The sequence below is a fragment of the Serratia proteamaculans genome (assembly GCF_949794035.1).
In the GTDB taxonomy this organism is placed as follows: Bacteria; Pseudomonadota; Gammaproteobacteria; order Enterobacterales; family Enterobacteriaceae; genus Serratia; species Serratia proteamaculans.
Genome location: NZ_OX461105.1, coordinates 1,255,742 through 1,272,436, shown reverse-complemented (window position 1 = coordinate 1,272,436; position 16,695 = coordinate 1,255,742). Strand labels below are relative to the sequence as shown.

The 16,695-nt window shown below is 55.9% G+C and carries 16 protein-coding genes; 15 read left to right on the top strand and 1 reads right to left on the bottom strand.

All coding sequences use genetic code 11. The features are described from left to right. Nucleotides 1–6 precede the first annotated feature (6 nt). The 8 genes from corC (at nt 7) to QOT07_RS05880 (ending at nt 8,131) form a co-directional block, all read left to right on the top strand. Entirely contained in the window at nt 7–885 is an 879-nt protein-coding gene (gene corC, locus QOT07_RS05915) for a CNNM family magnesium/cobalt transport protein CorC (RefSeq protein WP_099065423.1), read from the top strand. 7 nt (nt 886–892) lie between these two features. After that, on the top strand, nt 893–2,422 hold the full coding sequence (lnt, locus tag QOT07_RS05910) for an apolipoprotein N-acyltransferase (RefSeq protein WP_207976150.1): 1,530 nt from the start codon (nt 893–895) through the stop codon (nt 2,420–2,422). Between the two features lie 381 nt (nt 2,423–2,803). Further along, complete coding sequence (locus QOT07_RS05905) at nt 2,804–3,700, top strand: amino acid ABC transporter substrate-binding protein (protein WP_099065421.1); 897 nt, start codon at nt 2,804–2,806, stop codon at nt 3,698–3,700. A 199-nt stretch (nt 3,701–3,899) separates the two neighbouring features. Next, complete coding sequence (locus QOT07_RS05900; protein ID WP_099065420.1) at nt 3,900–4,640, top strand: amino acid ABC transporter permease; 741 nt, start codon at nt 3,900–3,902, stop codon at nt 4,638–4,640. After that, nucleotides 4,640–5,314, top strand: coding sequence for a glutamate/aspartate ABC transporter permease GltK (gene gltK, locus QOT07_RS05895; protein WP_085115580.1), 675 nt, complete (start codon nt 4,640–4,642; stop codon nt 5,312–5,314). The genes QOT07_RS05900 and gltK overlap by 1 nt, the downstream gene beginning before the upstream one ends. Further along, on the top strand, nt 5,314–6,039 hold the full coding sequence (locus QOT07_RS05890) for an amino acid ABC transporter ATP-binding protein (protein ID WP_099065419.1): 726 nt from the start codon (nt 5,314–5,316) through the stop codon (nt 6,037–6,039). Before gltK ends, QOT07_RS05890 begins: the two co-directional genes overlap by 1 nt. 310 nt (nt 6,040–6,349) lie before the next feature. Next, nucleotides 6,350–7,282, top strand: coding sequence for a pyrimidine-specific ribonucleoside hydrolase RihA (gene rihA / locus QOT07_RS05885; protein ID WP_283602715.1), 933 nt, complete (start codon nt 6,350–6,352; stop codon nt 7,280–7,282). Nucleotides 7,283–7,432: 150 nt separating this feature from the next. Next, nucleotides 7,433–8,131 carry an FMN-dependent NADH-azoreductase gene (locus tag QOT07_RS05880; protein ID WP_099065416.1) on the top strand — a complete coding sequence of 233 codons (699 nt, stop codon included), beginning with the start codon at nt 7,433–7,435 and terminating at the stop codon, nt 8,129–8,131. Between the two features lie 57 nt (nt 8,132–8,188). Here QOT07_RS05880 and QOT07_RS05875 read toward each other — a convergent pair whose 3' ends face one another. Next, nucleotides 8,189–8,671 carry a zinc ribbon-containing protein gene (locus tag QOT07_RS05875; RefSeq protein WP_085115576.1) on the bottom strand — a complete coding sequence of 161 codons (483 nt, stop codon included), beginning with the start codon at nt 8,669–8,671 and terminating at the stop codon, nt 8,189–8,191. A 266-nt stretch (nt 8,672–8,937) separates the two neighbouring features. Here QOT07_RS05875 and leuS point away from each other — a divergent pair, with 266 nt between their 5' ends. The 7 genes from leuS (at nt 8,938) to mrdA (ending at nt 16,692) form a co-directional block, all read left to right on the top strand. Further along, nucleotides 8,938–11,520: a leucine--tRNA ligase gene (leuS, locus tag QOT07_RS05870; protein WP_099065414.1), complete on the top strand. Its 2,583-nt coding sequence runs from the start codon at nt 8,938–8,940 to the stop codon at nt 11,518–11,520. A 14-nt stretch (nt 11,521–11,534) separates the two neighbouring features. Beyond that, nucleotides 11,535–12,095, top strand: coding sequence for an LPS assembly lipoprotein LptE (lptE, locus tag QOT07_RS05865; protein WP_099065413.1), 561 nt, complete (start codon nt 11,535–11,537; stop codon nt 12,093–12,095). Further along, complete coding sequence (gene holA, locus QOT07_RS05860; protein WP_099065412.1) at nt 12,092–13,126, top strand: DNA polymerase III subunit delta; 1,035 nt, start codon at nt 12,092–12,094, stop codon at nt 13,124–13,126. Before lptE ends, holA begins: the two co-directional genes overlap by 4 nt. Next, nucleotides 13,116–13,778 (top strand): nicotinate-nucleotide adenylyltransferase, encoded by a 663-nt coding sequence (gene nadD / locus QOT07_RS05855; RefSeq protein ID WP_283602714.1) that lies wholly within the window; start codon nt 13,116–13,118, stop codon nt 13,776–13,778. Before holA ends, nadD begins: the two co-directional genes overlap by 11 nt. 188 nt (nt 13,779–13,966) lie before the next feature. After that, nucleotides 13,967–14,284 (top strand): ribosome silencing factor, encoded by a 318-nt coding sequence (rsfS, locus tag QOT07_RS05850; RefSeq protein WP_085115571.1) that lies wholly within the window; start codon nt 13,967–13,969, stop codon nt 14,282–14,284. A gap of 3 nt (nt 14,285–14,287) precedes the next feature. Continuing rightward, nucleotides 14,288–14,758, top strand: coding sequence for a 23S rRNA (pseudouridine(1915)-N(3))-methyltransferase RlmH (gene rlmH / locus QOT07_RS05845; RefSeq protein ID WP_004949595.1), 471 nt, complete (start codon nt 14,288–14,290; stop codon nt 14,756–14,758). A gap of 38 nt (nt 14,759–14,796) precedes the next feature. Continuing rightward, on the top strand, nt 14,797–16,692 hold the full coding sequence (gene mrdA, locus QOT07_RS05840) for a peptidoglycan DD-transpeptidase MrdA (RefSeq protein WP_099065410.1): 1,896 nt from the start codon (nt 14,797–14,799) through the stop codon (nt 16,690–16,692). The last annotated feature ends 3 nt before the right edge of the window (nt 16,693–16,695 follow it).

The window sequence follows — 16,695 nt, the reverse complement described above, 5'->3', positions numbered from 1 at the left end:
AACGCCATGAGCGACGACCATTCACAAAGCAATGACAGCCCCAGTCCCAAGAAGGGGTTCTTTACTCTTATCCTTAACCAGCTGTTCCACGGCGAACCTAAAAACCGTGGCGATCTGGTAGAGCTGATCCGTGATTCCGAGCAAAACGACCTGATCGATCCCGATACCCGAGACATGCTGGAAGGCGTGATGGATATCGCCGAACAGCGCGTGCGCGACATCATGATCCCGCGCTCCCAGATGGTGACGCTCAAGCGTAACCAAACGCTGGAAGAGTGCCTGGACGTGATTATCGAATCCGCCCACTCGCGCTTCCCGGTGATCAGCGAAGATAAAGATCACATCGAAGGCATCCTGATGGCCAAGGATCTGCTGCCGTTTATGCGCGCAGAAACCGAGGAGTTCAGCATCGACAAGGTGCTGCGTACCGCAGTAGTGGTGCCGGAAAGCAAGCGGGTCGATCGGATGCTGAAGGAGTTCCGCTCCCAGCGTTATCACATGGCGATTGTCATTGACGAATTCGGCGGTGTGTCCGGCCTGGTCACCATCGAAGACATTCTGGAACTGATTGTCGGCGAAATTGAAGATGAGTATGACGACGAGGACGATGTGGATATCCGCCAGCTCAGCCGTCATATGTATACCGTGCGCGCGCTGGCACCGATTGAAGACTTCAACGAAGCCTTCGGTACCCACTTCAGCGACGACGAGGTCGACACCATCGGTGGCCTGGTCATGCAAGCCTTCGGTCACCTGCCAGCACGGGGGGAAACCATTGAAATCGAAGGTTACTTATTTAAAGTTGCGATGGCCGACAGTCGACGTATCATCCAGGTTCATGTAAAAATTCCGGACGATTCTCCGCAACCGAAACTGGAAGAATAAATCGAACATGGCTAAAGCCTCTTACCTTGATCGCCAGTGGGTTCGCGCCCTGCTGGCGCTGTTGACTGGTGCCAGCGGCACGCTGGCGTTTTCTCCTTACGATATCTGGCCAGCGGCCATTGTCTCCCTGTTCGGCCTGTTGGCCGTTACCCTCAATCGCACCACCAAACAGTCTGCTCTGCTCGGCTTCTGCTGGGGTTTCGGCCTGTTCGGTACCGGGATCAACTGGGTTTACGTCAGCATTGCCGACTTCGGCGGCATGCCGTTCTCCGTCAATATTTTCCTGGTGGCGCTGCTCGCCGCCTATCTGTCGCTGTATACCGGGCTGTTCGCCGGCTTGCTGGCACGCCTTTGGCCAACCACCAGTTGGTACCGTCTGGCGATTGCCGCACCGGTGCTGTGGCAGGTCACTGAGTTTCTGCGCGGCTGGGTGCTGACCGGTTTCCCTTGGTTGCAGTTCGGCTACAGCCAGCTCAACGGCCCGCTGAAAGGCGTGGCGCCGCTGCTGGGGGTAGATACCATCACCTTTATGCTGATAGCGATCGCCGGGCTGCTGGTATATGCCATCAATCAACGCCGCATCACGCCGGCGGTGGTAGCTGTCGCCCTGTTGCTGTTACCGTGGCCGCTGCGCCAGTTGCACTGGTATACCCCACAGCCGGACAAGGCGGTCAACGTCGCCATGGTGCAGGGCAATATCGCTCAGTCGATGAAGTGGGATCCCAAAGCGCTGGTCAGTACGCTGCAAACCTATCTGGATGAAACCCGTCCTTATATGGGCAAAGCGCCGATCATCATTTGGCCGGAATCTGCCATCCCGGATTACGAAGCCAGCCAGAACGGTTTCCTGACCATGATGGACGACCTGATGCGAGCCAAAAACAGCAGTCTGATCACCGGCATTGTTGACGTCCGCGCCACCCCACAGGGCCAGCAAATTTACAACAGTGCCATCGTGTTGGGTGAACCGACGCCGTACACTTATCCGGCCAAAGACCGCTATAACAAGCACCATCTGGTGCCGTTCGGCGAGTTTGTGCCGATGGAAACGCTGCTGCGGCCACTGGCCCCCTTCTTCGACCTGCCGATGTCCTCATTCAGCCGCGGCGATTACGTCCAGCCACAGCTCAGCGTGAAGGGCTATAACCTGACGGCGGCGATTTGTTATGAAATTGTCCTCGGCCAGCAGGTGCGCGATAACTTCCGCCCGGACACCAACTTCCTGCTGACCATCTCCAACGATGCCTGGTTTGGCCATTCCATCGGCCCGTGGCAGCACTTCCAGATGGCGCGCATGCGTGCACTGGAGTTGGGCAGACCCCTGTTGCGCAGCACCAACAACGGCGTGACTGCCGCTGTCGATGCCAATGGTGAAGTGATTGCAGAGATCCCGCAGTTCACTCGCAAGGTGCTGGAGGTGAAAATGACCCCAACCACCGGCATTACCCCTTATGCCCGCTTTGGCGCCACGCCATTGTGGATCATCACCCTGCTGCTCGGCGGTCTGGCGCTGGTCCTCGGCCTGCGTCGTAAATAATCCCCCGGGGCGTTGCCATCCGCGCGCCCCGCTGTTTCCCCCACCGGTCCAAAATCATTGCCAAATCAATGCTTCTGGCACACTCCTTGCTTTAATTACTCCGTGATTTAGAACCGATTTACTTTTGCTGACGTTTCGTCGCATCCGTGCACAACCTGAGAGCATCACTGGCACCATAAGGGTGCATTGATATTTTGTTGCATTAATTTGGTGCGCGTGGCGTCTCAAAAAATGAAACATTTTAGTTTCAATCCGTTCACAATCGGCTATTTTCTAACGGTTATCTGTTCTAGGACTATCTTTATACTTGAGCAATAAATCTCCATTTAGAATCTGATGCTCTTTGAATTTGAGCTACCACAACAGCAAAGGAGTTGGACCATGCAAATGCGTAAATTGGCGTTATCGTTACTGCTGATCGGTATGGCGGCTAACGTAGCCCATGCGGAAGAACTGACCGGTACGCTGAAGAAAATCAAAGACAACGGCGTGATCGTTGTCGGCCACCGCGAATCGTCAGTGCCGTTCTCCTACTACGACAACCAGCAGAAAGTTGTGGGTTACTCCCAGGACTACTCCAACCAAATCGTTGAAGCGGTTAAGAAAAAACTGAACGCTCCGGATCTGCAGGTCAAAATGCTGCCGATCACCTCGCAGAACCGTATTCCACTGCTGCAAAACGGCACCTTTGACTTCGAGTGCGGCTCGACCACCAACAACCTTGAACGCCAGAAACAGGCCGCCTTCTCTGACACCATCTTCGTGGTCGGTACCCGTCTGCTGGTGAAAAAAGGGTCTGACATCAAAGATTTCAAAGATCTGGCCGGTAAAGCCGTGGTGGTGACATCCGGTACTACCTCAGAAGTACTGCTGAATAAACTGAACGACAGCAACAAAATGAACATGCGTATCATCAGCGCCAAAGACCACGGTGATTCATTCCGCACCCTGGAAAGCGGCCGCGCAGTCGCCTTTATGATGGATGACGCTCTGCTGGCAGGTGAACGCGCGAAAGCGAAGAAACCGGACCAATGGGAAATCATCGCCACACCACAGTCGAAAGAAGCCTACGGCTGTATGTTGCGTAAAGACGATCCTGAGTTCAAAAAACTGGTCGATGACACCATCGCTCAGGCTCAGACTTCAGGTGAAGCGGCCAAATGGTTTGATAAGTGGTTCAAACAACCGATCCCACCGAAGAACCTCAACATGAACTTCGAACTGTCAGACGATATGAAGCAACTGTTCAAAGAGCCTAACGATAAAGCACTGAACTAATAAAACAGGCGCCAGGCCAACCTGGCTCTGTTGATGACTGGGACAGACAGGCATGCGGGAGGTCGTTCCCCTCCCGCATTTTCCCCATAACGCACCACCGATGCCCGCACAGATAAGTCAGCCCGACTGGCCGCGGTGCCATTGGCGCTGAATAGTCATCAATCTTTAGGCGCTCTGCGCCCGCTTAACGGAGTTTGTTATGTCAATAGATTGGAACTGGGGTATCTTCCTGCAGCAGGCCCCGTTTGGGAATACCACCTACCTCGGCTGGATTTGGTCCGGCTTTCAGGTCACGGTGGCCCTCTCCGTCTGTGCATGGATTATCGCTTTCTTTGTCGGTTCGCTATTCGGTATTTTGCGTACCGTACCTAACCGCTTTCTTTCCACCCTCGGTACCTGTTACGTCGAACTTTTCCGTAACGTGCCGCTGATCGTGCAATTCTTTACCTGGTATCTGGTGATCCCTGAATTGCTGCCGGTGAATATCGGTATGTGGTTCAAAACCGAACTCGATCCTAACGTGCAGTTCTTCGTTTCTTCGATGCTGTGCCTCGGGCTGTTCACCGCCGCTCGCGTGTGCGAACAGGTACGCGCTGCCATTCAGTCACTGCCACGCGGTCAGAGAGCCGCCGGACTGGCCATGGGCCTGACGCTGCCGCAAACCTATCGCTACGTGCTGTTGCCGAACGCCTACCGGGTGATTGTGCCGCCGATGACCTCGGAAATGCTTAACCTGGTGAAAAACTCCGCCATCGCTTCCACCATCGGACTGGTCGACATGGCTGCCCAGGCTGGTAAATTGCTGGATTACTCGGCGCACGCCTATGAATCCTTTACCGCGATTACGCTGGCTTATATCGCCATCAACGCCGTGATCATGCTGTTTATGCGGCTGGTAGAGAGAAAAGTGCAGTTGCCCGGCAATATGGGGAGTAAATAATGTACGAATTTGACTGGGCATCGATTGTCCCAAGCTTCCCTTATCTGCTGCAGGGTCTGTTCATCACGCTGAAGATCACCGTGACCGCCATCGTCTTCGGTATCCTTTGGGGCACCATTTTGGCGGTAATGCGTTTGTCGCCGATCAAGCCAATCAGCTGGTTCGCCGCCCTGTACGTCAACCTGTTCCGCTCAGTGCCGTTGGTGATGGTACTGCTGTGGTTCTATCTGGTGGTTCCAAGCTTATTACAACAAGTTCTGGGGCTGTCGCCGAAAACCGATATTCGCCTGATCTCGGCTATGGTAGCCTTTTCCCTGTTTGAAGCGGCCTATTACTCGGAAATTATCCGTGCCGGTATTATCAGCATCTCGCGCGGCCAGTCTTCCGCCGCACTGGCTCTGGGCATGACCCACTGGCAGTCAATGAAGCTGGTTATTTTGCCGCAGGCGTTCCGCGCCATGGTGCCGCTGCTGCTGACCCAGGGCATCGTACTGTTCCAGGATACCTCGCTGGTGTACGTACTGAGCCTGGCTGACTTCTTCCGTACCGCCTCAACCATCGGCGAGCGCGACGGCACCCAGGTTGAAATGATCCTGTTCGCCGGCTTTGTCTATTTTGTTATCAGTCTCGCCGCCTCGGCGCTGGTAAGCTATTTGAAGAAAAGGACTGTTTGATGATATCCCTGAAAAATGTTTCTAAGTGGTACGGTCACTTTCAGGTTCTGACCGATTGCACCACCGAAGTCAAAAAAGGCGAAGTGGTGGTAGTCTGCGGTCCTTCAGGCTCGGGCAAATCTACCCTGATCAAAACCGTCAACGGCCTGGAGCCGATCCAGCAGGGCGATATCCAGGTGAACGGGACGCCGGTCAACAACAAGAAAACCAACCTGGCGCAGTTGCGTTCCAAGGTCGGCATGGTGTTCCAGCACTTTGAGCTGTTCCCGCACCTGTCGATCATCGACAACCTGACGCTGGCACAGGTAAAAGTGCTCAAGCGTGATAAAGCCGCTTCCCGCGAGAAAGGCCTGAAGTTGCTGGAGCGCGTCGGCCTGACCGCCCATGCCAACAAGTTCCCTGGGCAGCTTTCCGGTGGTCAGCAGCAACGTGTGGCTATCGCCCGTGCGCTGTGTATGGATCCCATCGCCATGCTGTTCGATGAACCGACCTCGGCACTCGATCCGGAAATGATCAACGAAGTGCTCGACGTGATGGTCGAACTGGCGAACGAAGGCATGACCATGATGGTGGTGACCCACGAAATGGGCTTTGCCCGCAAGGTGGCCAACCGGGTGATCTTTATGGATGAAGGCAAAATTGTCGAAGACCGCAATAAAGACGATTTCTTCAACAACCCTGAGTCTGAGCGCGCCAAAGACTTCCTGGCAAAAATCCTGCACTGATTTATCTGATGCGCTCCATTCGGGGCGCATCTCCCCCTTCCCGGCACTAAAAGCGCTTGTTTCTCCCTGGTTTTGATCCGATGCTCGCAGCACAACTCTACCCTATGGCTTTCAAGTTGCAGCTAGGCGACCAGCTCGCTCATCCCCAGGCGCTTACTTGAGTAAGTAACTGGGGTGAGTGACAAATCTGTCGGGAACAGATTTGAACGCTGCTTGCAGCGGCCCCGAAGGGGCAAGACCCACGGATGGGTCTTGTAATGCAGGTAACAACGCTGCAGCTTGAAAGACGACGGGTAAAAAGGAGATACATATGCCACGCCCTATCATTATCGATTGCGATCCCGGCCTCGACGACGCCATTGCCCTCGCCATGGCACTGAGTTCAGCGGAACTGGACGTTAAAGCCATCACCACCTCCGCCGGCAACCAGACGCCGGAGAAAACCCTGCATAACGCGCTCGGCCTGCTGACGCTGATGAAGCGTGAAGACATCCCTGTCGCGGCCGGTGCCGCCGCCCCACTGATGCGTGAGCTGGTGATTGCCGACTACGTCCACGGCAAAACCGGCATGGGCAATACCCACCTGCCGACGCCCACCCTCAAGCCAGTCGGGCAAAGCGCCGTCGAGCTGATCGCCAGCCTACTGCGCAGCAGCCCGGAACCGATCACCCTGGTGGTCACCGGCCCGATGACCAATATCGCCCTGCTGCTGGCCCAGCACCCCGAACTGAAAGGCAACATCGAGCGCATCGTCTTTATGGGCGGTGGCATGAACGCCGGTAATACCACCCCGGTGGCGGAATTTAATATTTTTGTCGATCCCGAAGCCGCCGAGATGGTACTGAAGTCCGGCGTGCCCTTGACCATGGCCGGGTTGAACGTCACCCACCAGGCTCTGGTGCTACCACAAGATATCGAACGTATCCGCCAAATTGACAACCCGGTGGCACAGGCGGTGGCCGAAATGCTCGACTTCTACCTGCCGCTGTATCTCAGCCACCCACGTGGGTTACCGGGTGCCGCAATGCACGACCCCTGCACCATCGCCTGGCTGCTGGCCCCTCAGTTGTTTAGCAGTATCGAACGCTGGGTCGGGGTGGAAACCAAAGGGGAATACACCCAGGGCATGACGGTAGTAGATGTATTCCAGCAAACCGGCAAAGCGGCCAACGTGGAAGTGCTGACCGCTATCGATCGTGAAGGGTTTATCAGCCTGCTGGCTGAACGCGTTGCGCGTTACTGACCCACTGGGGCGCAAGATGCGCCCTAATGTTCAATTTTTTTGATTTAACTGAGCGAATTTTTACGCTATCACTGATCCCGGCTTGCCTCTAAGATGCTGTTAAACGCACAGCATTGCTGACGCCCTTAGAACAAGCCTGGAGATAACCGCATGAGTCGTATACTGGTCCTGAAATCAAGTATTCTGGGCGATTACTCCCAGTCTGGAAAATTGGTCGATTTTTTTGTTCAACAGTGGCAAGAAGCGCACCCAAGTGACACCTTTACCTTCCGCGATTTGGCCAACCCCACTCTGCCAGAACTGAACGGTGAAGTGATCGGCGGTTTTAGTGCCGGGGATAAACCCTTAACCCCCTATCAGCAACAGACGCTGGCACTTTCCGATGAGCTGATTGCCGAACTGAAATCGCATGACACCCTGATCATCAGCGCACCGATGTACAACTTTAACATCCCGACCCAGTTGAAAATTTACTTCGACCTGATAGCACGCGCCGGCCAAACTTTCCGTTATACCTCTGAAGGATCCGAAGGCCTGGTCACCGGCAAGAAAGCGATCGTAATCTCCAGCCGTGGCGGTATCCACGCCGAGACGCCAACCGACCTGATCACGCCTTATCTGAAGCTGTTCTTGGGCTTTATCGGTATTACGGACGTGGAATTCGTGCTGGCGGAAGGGTTTGCTTACGGGCCGGAAGCGGCAGAAAAAGCGGCACAGGACAGCCGTATCGCGGTGGCACAGAAAGTCCCTGCAACCGTATACACCGCCCTCACAAGCGAGCCTGAACGGGCAACGGCCCCGACTGGCGGCGGTTTTCTCAGTAACCTGATGAAAAAGCTTTTCGGTTAATGACGATCTCCCTGCCCCGGCCCTTTCCACTCAGGAGAAGGCCAGGGTGCGGAGAACTTAAGGTTCGAAAGGCCGACGCTGAAACTGGTCGTGGCCGCATTTCGGACACAGCGGCAGCACTTCCGGCGTGTAAAACGCCATATGATGGTGGCACTGCTCGCACACCAGATTCCCCAGCCCAACCACTTCACCGCTGTGGTAAACGCCATGGTGGCTGACGTCCTTGAACACTTCGCGCCATTCCAACTGGGTTTTGTCGGTAATGTCCGCCAGTTCCTGCCACAGGCTCTCTTTAATCACCCGCATAAAAACACTGTCGGTAAATTCTTCCCGGCTTTCCTGATAACTGCGAGCGAATTCTTCCAGATCGCGCCGTACCGCCAGGGTCACCTGCTCCACTTCATCGCGCGTCAGCTCACCCGCTTCGTTCAGCCGTTTTTCAGCGCTCGCGACCAGCGAGTCAATATCACGTTCGCCATTTTTCAAGCGTTCGGTCAGAGATGCCACCAATTCGCGGTAGTACTGAGCAACCTTGTTCATAATCTCTCCTCGATGAACTTACGTGACGGGACTTACCTCTTCAAACTATCCCTTATCATTTTAGCCGTAAATTGCTGATGTCACTTGGCAAGGCACGGGATCCTCAAGATGTGAGTCATATCATGGCGGGGATTTTTTAAATACGTCGAGTCGGGCGCTTGGTGTTGTTGCCGAGAGGTCTTATCAGCTATGCTATGCGGATCTATAAGTACTCAACAGAATGCTACGGATGTAGCTGTTTTACACCTACAGGACCACCAGCCGCCATGCAAGAGCAATACCGTCCAGAAGACATAGAATCGAACGTACAGCTTCACTGGCAAGAGAAGCAGACTTTCAAGGTTACCGAAGATGCGAGCAAGGAAAAGTATTACTGCCTATCCATGCTGCCATACCCATCAGGCCGTCTGCACATGGGACACGTTCGTAACTACACTATCGGCGACGTGATCTCGCGCTATCAGCGCATGCTAGGCAAAAACGTACTACAGCCGATCGGCTGGGATGCGTTCGGCCTGCCGGCGGAAGGTGCCGCGGTCAAGAACAACACCGCTCCGGCCCCGTGGACCTACGACAACATCGAATACATGAAGAACCAGCTCAAACTGCTGGGCTTCGGCTATGACTGGGATCGCGAGATCGCCACCTGCGATCCGGATTACTACCGTTGGGAACAGTGGTTCTTCACCAAGCTGTACGAAAAAGGCATGGTCTACAAGAAGACTTCTGCGGTGAACTGGTGCCCACACGATCTGACCGTGCTGGCCAACGAACAGGTTATCGACGGCTGCTGCTGGCGCTGTGACACCAAGGTAGAGCGTAAAGAGATCCCACAGTGGTTTATCAAAATCACCGCTTACGCCGACCAACTGCTGAACGATCTGGATACGCTGGAAAGCTGGCCAGAGCAGGTGAAAACCATGCAGCGTAACTGGATTGGCCGTTCCGAAGGGGTGGATATCACCTTTGATGTAGCGGGCAGCGAAGAGAAACTGACCGTTTACACCACCCGTCCAGACACCTTTATGGGTGCCACCTATGTCGCCGTCGCTGCGGGTCACCCGTTGGCGCAACAAGGCGCGGTGAACAACCCGGCGCTGGCTGAATTTATCGAAGAATGCCGCAACACCAAAGTGGCCGAAGCCGAAATGGCGACGATGGAGAAGAAAGGCATGCCGACCGGCCTGTTCGCCATCCATCCGCTGTCCGGTGAGCAAGTGCCGATTTGGGTCGCCAACTTCGTGCTGATGGAATACGGCACCGGCGCGGTAATGGCGGTTCCGGCTCACGACCAACGTGACTGGGAGTTCGCCACCAAATACGGTTTGCCGATCACGCCGGTCGTACTCACACTCGACGGCAGCCAACCGGATGTCCTGGCCGAAGCGATGACCGAAAAAGGCGCACTGTTCAATTCCGGCGAGTTTGACGGGCTGGATCACCAGGCCGGTTTCAACGCCATTGCCGACAAACTGGTCGCCAAAGGCGTCGGTCAGCGCAAGGTTAACTACCGTCTGCGTGACTGGGGTGTTTCTCGCCAACGTTACTGGGGTGCACCAATCCCAATGGTCACGCTGGAAGACGGCACCGTAATGCCAACCCCGGAAGACCAACTGCCGGTGATCCTGCCGGAAGACGTGGTGATGGACGGTATTACCAGCCCAATCAAGGCCGATCCCGAGTGGGCGAAAACCACCGTTAACGGCCAGCCGGCGCTGCGTGAAACCGACACCTTCGACACCTTTATGGAGTCTTCCTGGTACTACGCGCGCTACACCTGCCCGCAGTACGACGAGGGCATGCTGGATCCAGCCGCCGCCAACTACTGGCTGCCGGTGGATCAGTATGTCGGGGGTATCGAACACGCCATCATGCACCTGATGTACTTCCGCTTCTTCCACAAGCTGCTGCGTGACGCGGGCCTGGTCGATTCCGACGAGCCGGCAAAACGCCTGCTGTGTCAGGGCATGGTACTGGCAGACGCCTTCTATTACAGCGGCAACAGCGGCGAACGCGTCTGGGTTTCCCCAGTCGACGCCACCGTTGAGCGCGATGACAAAGGCCGCATTATCAAAGCCACCGATCCACAAGGTCGTGAACTGGTCTATGCTGGCATGAGCAAAATGTCGAAGTCGAAAAACAACGGCATCGACCCACAGGTGATGGTTGAGAAATACGGTGCAGACACCGTGCGTCTGTTCATGATGTTCGCCTCGCCGGCAGAAATGACGCTGGAATGGCAAGAATCCGGCGTAGAAGGGGCAAATCGCTTCCTGAAACGCGTCTGGAAACTGGCCTACGAACACCTGGAGAAAGGGGCAGTGCAGCCGCTGAACGTAGCAACGCTGACCGAAGACCAGAAAGCACTGCGCCGCGATCTGCACAAAACCATCGCCAAAGTGACCGACGATATCGGCCGCCGTCAGACCTTCAACACCGCGATTGCCGCCGTGATGGAACTGATGAACAAGCTGGCTCGTGCACCGCAAGAAAGCGAGCAAGATCGCGCCCTGCTGCAGGAAGCGCTGCTGTCTGTGGTTCGCATGCTGTATCCGTTCACCCCGCACGTGTGCTTCTCACTGTGGCAGGCGTTGGGCGGTGAAGGCGATGTGGATACCGCAGCCTGGCCGCAAGCCGACGAGCAAGCCATGGTCGAAGACTCCAAGCTGGTGGTGGTACAGGTCAACGGCAAGGTTCGCGCTAAAATCACTGTGGCAGCCGATGCAACCGAAGAACAGGTGCGTGCGCGCGCCGCTGAGGAACATCTGGTCGCTAAATATCTGGACGGGGTTACGGTTCGTAAAGTGATCTATGTTCCGGGCAAATTGCTTAACCTGGTTGTGGGTTAACACAAGGAGGAATTGTGCGACAACGTATTCTGACGCTGTTGCTGGGGTTGGCGGTGCTGGTCACCGCCGGCTGCGGTTTTCACCTGCGTGGCACCACGCAGGTACCCTCGGAAATGAAAACGCTGATTCTGGACAGCTCAGACCCTTATGGTCCGCTGACCCGCTCGGTGCGTGAACAATTACGTCTGAGCGACGTGACCATTGTCAAAGATGCAAAACGTAAGGATCTCCCTTCCCTGCGCATCATTGGCGCCACTGAAAGCCAGGATACCGCCTCGATCTTCCAGGACGGTAAAACCGCTGAGTACCAGATGGTACTGTCGGTCCAGGCACAGGTGCTGATCCCGGGTCACGATCTGTATCCGCTGAACGTGAAAGTGTTCCGTTCGTTCTTCGATAACCCGCTGACCGCACTGGCAAAAGATTCCGAACAGGACATTATTCGCCAGGAAATGCGTGACCAGGCCGCCCAGCAACTGGTGCGTAAACTGCTGACGGTACACGCAGCGGAAGAAGAAACTCAGCAAAAAGCTGCTGCCGCTGGTGAAAAAGCGGCAAGTCGCGTCGATCAATGATCCGTATTTACCCTGAACAACTTGCCGCGCAGCTCCGAGAGGGGCTGCGCGCTTGTTATTTATTGAGTGGCAATGAGCCGCTGCTGTTGCAGGAGAGTCAGGATCTGATCCGCCAAACGGCACAGCAACAACAATTCACCGAGCACTACAGCATTTCGCTCGACGCCCATACCGACTGGGACGCCATTTTCAGTATCTGTCAGGCCATGAGCCTGTTCGCCAGCCGTCAGACGCTGCTGCTGATCTTCCCCGATAACGGACCGACCGCCCCGATCGGCGAACAGCTGATCAAGCTGGCCGCTCTGCTGCATGACGACATTTTACTGATGCTGCGTGGGCCACGCCTGACCAAAGCGCAGGAAAACAGCGCCTGGTTCAAGGCGCTCAGCCCGCATGGCGCTTACGTCAGTTGCCAGACACCGGAACAGGCGCAGTTACCCCGCTGGGTAGCGCAACGCGCCAAAGCCATGAAGCTGGAACTGGACGACGCAGCCAATCAACTGATGTGTTATTGCTACGAAGGTAACCTGCTGGCGCTGTCGCAGGCGTTGGAACGGTTGTCGCTGCTGCACCCGGACGGCAAGCTTACCCTGCCGCGCGTTGAACTGGCGGTCAATGACGCCGCGCACTTCACGCCATTCCACTGGCTGGACGCCCTGCTGGCGGGCAAAAGCAAGCGCGCCTGGCATATCCTGCAGCAGATGCAGCAGGAAGATGTCGAACCGGTGATCCTGCTGCGCACCCTGCAGCGTGAATTGCTGCAGTTACTGAACCTGCAACGGCGCATGGCGTCAGTGCCGCTGCGTACGCTGTTTGACCAGTACAAGGTCTGGCAAAACCGCCGTAACCTGGTCACCCAGGCATTACAACGGTTATCCGCTGCCCAGCTGCGGCAAGCGGTTCATCTGCTGGCGCAGATTGAAATTACCCTTAAGCAGGATTACGGCCAGTCGGTGTGGTCGGAACTGGAAACCCTGTCGATGCTGCTGTGCGGCAAACCTCTGGCCACGAGTTTTTCAGATGCCCACTAATCCGCAAGACACCACCGTCCTGCACGCCCTGTTTGGCGGCACCTTTGACCCGATTCATTACGGCCATCTGCGGCCGGTGGAAGCGCTGGCCGCCGAGGTTGGCCTGAACCGGGTCACACTGCTGCCCAACCACGTGCCGCCGCACCGCCCTCAGCCCGAGGCTAACGCTCAGCAACGGTTAAAGATGGTTGAACTGGCGATCGCCGGCAACCCGCTGTTTGCGGTTGACGATCGCGAACTGCACCGCACCACGCCGTCCTACACCATAGAGACGCTGGAAGCCATTCGTAAAGAACGTGGCGCTGCATTGCCGCTGGCGTTTATTATTGGCCAGGACTCGCTGTTGACGTTGCACAAGTGGCACCGCTGGCAATCGCTGCTGGAGACCTGTCACCTGCTGGTGCTGGCGCGCCCTGGCTACAACGACCGGATGGACACACCGGAACTACAACAGTGGCTGGAACAGCATCAGGTGACCAATGCTGCGCTGCTGAGCCTGCAACCACAGGGCTATATCTACCTGGCCGATACGCCGCAGCTGGAAATTTCAGCGACGGAAATCCGCCAGCGCCGCCATCGGGGCCTCGACTGCGACGACCTGTTGCCGCGTTCGGTACAGCGCTATATCGAGTTACAGGGTTTATATCGCTAGCGAGAGCCGCATGATATACTGCGCCGCTATTTTTCAGGTATTCGCTGAAAACCCCGGAAACCTTAGCTGGCCGGGCAGTCACCAGCTGGCTTTCAGCGGCATCCTGCCGACTTATCATTGATTCAGGCCGCAAAACGGGCAGTTGCCCGCCGCAGTCGAATGAACAGAACACTCCCGAGGGGGAACCTTTGCAAGGTAAAGCGCTCCAAGATTTCGTCATCGATAAAATTGATGACCTGAAAGGCCAAGACATTATCGCTCTGGATGTACAGGGTAAATCCAGCATCACTGATTGCATGATCATCTGCACCGGTACTTCTACCCGTCACGTGATGTCGATCGCCAACCATCTGGTACAAGAATCCCGTTCTGCGGGTATGGAACTGTTTGGCATGAAAGGCCAGGAAGCTTCCGACTGGATAGTGGTTGACCTGGGCGAAGTGATCGTCCACGTAATGCAAGAAGAAAGCCGTCGTCTGTACGAGCTGGAAAAACTCTGGAGCTAAGCGGTGAAACTGCAACTGGTAGCGGTCGGCACTAAAATGCCAGACTGGGTGCAGACCGGCTTTATGGATTATCTGCATCGCTTTCCGAAAGATATGCCGTTTGAGCTGACCGAAATCCCGGCGGGCAAGCGCGGCAAGAATGCCGATATCAAACGCATTCTGGAAAAGGAAGGCGAACAGATGCTGGCGGCGGTAGGCAAAGGCAATCGCATTGTCACGCTGGATATCCCCGGTACGCCGTGGGAAACGCCGCAGTTAGCGCAGCAGCTCGAACGCTGGAAGCAGGACGGCCGCAACGTCAGCCTGCTGATTGGCGGCCCGGAAGGGCTGGCACCGGCGTGCAAGGCCGCAGCAGAACAAAGTTGGTCGCTCTCACCGTTGACATTGCCGCATCCTTTAGTGCGCGTTCTGGTGGCTGAAAGCCTCTATCGCGCCTGGAGTATTACAACAAATCATCCTTACCACCGGGAATAACCGGTGGTAACCGTGACAGAGTGAAATAAAGCAGCGGGATGAAAATAGAACGTAACCCTTTTCGCGACTATACGGCTGAATCCGCCCTGTTTGTACGCCGCGCCCTGGTGGCGTTCTTTGTCATCCTGGTGCTGACCGGCACCCTCATCGCCAATCTGTATAACCTGCAAATCGTCCGCTTTGAGGATTACCGCACCCGTTCCAACGAAAACCGCATCAAACTGGTGCCGATCGCGCCCAGTCGCGGCATTATCTATGATCGCAACGGCACTCCGCTGGCGCTCAACCGCACCATTTACCAACTGGAGCTGATGCCGGAAAAGGTCGATGACCTGAAGGCCACGCTGCAGGCACTGCGTCCGGTGGTCGATCTGACCGACGAAGACATCACCAACTTCGAGAAAGAGCGCAAGCGCTCGCGCCGTTTCGTCTCCATTCCGGTGAAAACCGCCCTGAATGAAGTTCAGGTAGCACGGTTTGCGGTTAACCAGTTCCGCTTCCCCGGCGTCGAGGTCAAAGGCTACCAGCGTCGCTACTACCCGTATGGCTCAGCCCTGACCCACGTGATCGGCTACGTGTCGAAGATCAACGACCGCGATGTCGAACGCCTGGATAAAGAGAGCAAGCTGGCCAACTACGCCGCCACCCACGATATCGGCAAGCTGGGTATCGAACGTTATTACGAAGATACCCTGCACGGCAAAACCGGCTACGAAGAGGTTGAAGTCAACAACCGCGGCCGGGTGATCCGCCAACTGCATGAACAACCCCCGTCCGCCGGTCAGGACGTTTACCTGACGCTGGATCTCAACCTGCAACGCTATATCGAGCAGTTGCTGGTCGGCAGTCGCGCGGCAGTGGTGGTGAGCGATCCGCGCACCGGCGGCATTCTGGCGATGGTGTCCAACCCCAGCTATGATCCGAACCTGTTCGTCGATGGCATCTCCAGTAAAGACTATCAGGGGCTGCTCAACGATCCGAACCGGCCGTTGATTAACCGCGCCACGCAGGGGCTATACCCACCGGCCTCAACGGTGAAACCCTACATTTCCGTCTCGGCGCTCAGCGCCGGGGTGATCACCAAAAATACCACCCTGTTCGATCCCGGCTGGTGGCAATTGCCCGGCTCGGAAAAACGCTTCCGTGACTGGAAAAAGTGGGGCCATGGCCGCCTGAACGTCACCAAAGCCCTGGAAGAGTCAGCGGATACCTTCTTCTATCAGGTCGCCTACGATATGGGTATCGATCGCCTGTCGACCTGGCTGACCAAGTTCGGGTATGGCGAATATACCGGCATTGATCTGTCCGAAGAGCGTTCAGGCCTGATGCCGACCCGCGACTGGAAATTCAAGCGCTATAAAAAACCCTGGTATCAGGGCGACACCATTCCTGTGGGCATCGGCCAGGGCTACTGGACCGCAACACCGATCCAGATGGCCAAGGCACTGACCACACTGATTAACGACGGTAATGTCAAAACGCCGCACCTGCTGCAGAGCACCAGAATCAATGGTGCGCTGGTGCCTTTCATTCAGGAAGAAAGCAAGCAGATCGGCGATATTCATTCCGGCTTCTGGGAAATTGCCAAAGATGGCATGTATGGCGTGGCCAACCGTCCGAACGGCACGGCACGCAAGTACTTTGCAGGTACGCCATATAAAGCCGCGGCGAAATCGGGTACCGCACAGGTATTCGGTTACGAAACCTATAACGCCCACAAACTCGCAGAGCACCTGCGTGACCATAAACTGATGACGGCCTTCGCACCTTACGATAATCCGACGGTCTCGGTCGCCATCATTCTGGAAAACGGCGGCGCAGGTCCGGCGGTCGGGACGATTACTCGTCAGATCCTCGACCATATTTTGCTGGGCGACAACAATACGCAATTACCGGATGCGGCCCCACTGCCGCCTGGTGTAGAAGGTGATTAAGGT

Coding starts and splice junctions, on each gene's coding strand:
- corC (WP_099065423.1), top strand. CDS start 7: ATGAGCGACGACCATTCACAAAGCAATGACAGCCCCAGTCCCAAGAAG.
- lnt (WP_207976150.1), top strand. CDS start 893: ATGGCTAAAGCCTCTTACCTTGATCGCCAGTGGGTTCGCGCCCTGCTG.
- QOT07_RS05905 (WP_099065421.1), top strand. CDS start 2,804: ATGCAAATGCGTAAATTGGCGTTATCGTTACTGCTGATCGGTATGGCG.
- QOT07_RS05900 (WP_099065420.1), top strand. CDS start 3,900: ATGTCAATAGATTGGAACTGGGGTATCTTCCTGCAGCAGGCCCCGTTT.
- gltK (WP_085115580.1), top strand. CDS start 4,640: ATGTACGAATTTGACTGGGCATCGATTGTCCCAAGCTTCCCTTATCTG.
- QOT07_RS05890 (WP_099065419.1), top strand. CDS start 5,314: ATGATATCCCTGAAAAATGTTTCTAAGTGGTACGGTCACTTTCAGGTT.
- rihA (WP_283602715.1), top strand. CDS start 6,350: ATGCCACGCCCTATCATTATCGATTGCGATCCCGGCCTCGACGACGCC.
- QOT07_RS05880 (WP_099065416.1), top strand. CDS start 7,433: ATGAGTCGTATACTGGTCCTGAAATCAAGTATTCTGGGCGATTACTCC.
- QOT07_RS05875 (WP_085115576.1), bottom strand. CDS start 8,671: ATGAACAAGGTTGCTCAGTACTACCGCGAATTGGTGGCATCTCTGACC.
- leuS (WP_099065414.1), top strand. CDS start 8,938: ATGCAAGAGCAATACCGTCCAGAAGACATAGAATCGAACGTACAGCTT.
- holA (WP_099065412.1), top strand. CDS start 12,092: ATGATCCGTATTTACCCTGAACAACTTGCCGCGCAGCTCCGAGAGGGG.
- nadD (WP_283602714.1), top strand. CDS start 13,116: ATGCCCACTAATCCGCAAGACACCACCGTCCTGCACGCCCTGTTTGGC.
- mrdA (WP_099065410.1), top strand. CDS start 14,797: ATGAAAATAGAACGTAACCCTTTTCGCGACTATACGGCTGAATCCGCC.